At 26.6% G+C, this 542-nt stretch carries 1 protein-coding gene; it reads right to left on the bottom strand.

Features of this window, described 5'->3' with window-relative positions; genetic code table 11:
- The coding region (locus tag HUN22_RS17610) for a hypothetical protein (protein WP_254617571.1) at positions 1 to 542 on the bottom strand (542 nt) is incomplete at both ends.

Raw genomic sequence — 542 nt, 5'->3', positions numbered from 1 at the left:
AAAATATGAAGGCAAATTTCTAATTACAGAGTTATTATTAATAACTCTATTTAATGCCTTTAACCGCCTATCTCTAGAGGCTTTATTTCTAATTGACTCTAAAACAAGTTTACCCCCAGGTTTGAATAAATTACTGTTAAATTTTCTATTCAACTTAACTGTTAAAAAATCTAAGTTCGTATCCCTAATTACTAAGTCCCCAATCAAATAATTATCTTTGTCATAAACTTTAACAATTTCATCATAATCAAACTCAAACGAGTTATCATTTTCTGAATAATAAGGAATTACAAAATTACCATCATTATTCTCTTTAATTTCATCAGTATTAATTATTACATGATCTCGAATTTCCTCTTCTGTTTCAGCCAAAGTAGTCCAGATTTTCGAAATTGGGATATAAGGTAGTTCTACTTGCTCTACACTAATTTCACTTTCTATTGAATATTTCTCTTCTAAATAATCTATTACTGATTCAAGATTAAATATTAATTCTACCAGACTTTCATTTTTCTTTATATCACCTTTAGAAATTTTGATAT

It is taken from the genome of Acinetobacter lactucae (assembly GCF_013344765.1).
Classification (GTDB): Bacteria; Pseudomonadota; Gammaproteobacteria; order Pseudomonadales; family Moraxellaceae; genus Acinetobacter; species Acinetobacter lactucae_A.
Note: the sequence above shows the minus strand (reverse complement) of the source record. Positions and strands in the feature narration are given on the sequence as shown.